Below are 227 nucleotides of genomic sequence, written 5' to 3'. Positions count from 1 at the left end.
CCGGCAGCCAACTACCATGGCCCGGTCGCGTTCGACTACACCATCAGCGATGGGCACGGCGGCGTCGAGACCGCACACGTGGCGATCGCGGTCGTTTCGCTCGATGCCCTGCCGGTGGCTGTCAGCGACACGTTCTCGATGCTCGAAGACGCCGTGGTGACGAATACGTTGGTGGGCAACGACACGCTCTCGGCCGACGGCGGCAACACCTACGCGCTCCGCGCCGG

1 protein-coding gene is annotated in these 227 nt (G+C 67.4%); it reads left to right on the top strand.

Going from position 1 to position 227, the window contains the following annotated elements; translation table 11 throughout:
* Window positions 1-227 (top strand): Ig-like domain-containing protein (locus B0W80_RS35880; protein ID WP_179107120.1); only part of this gene is annotated, 227 nt, incomplete at both ends.

The organism is Variovorax sp. KK3 (assembly GCF_001984055.1).
Classification (GTDB): Bacteria; Pseudomonadota; Gammaproteobacteria; order Burkholderiales; family Burkholderiaceae_C; genus Variovorax.
The sequence above is the reverse complement of the archived record's forward strand: the minus strand, read 5'-3'. Positions and strand labels throughout refer to the sequence as shown.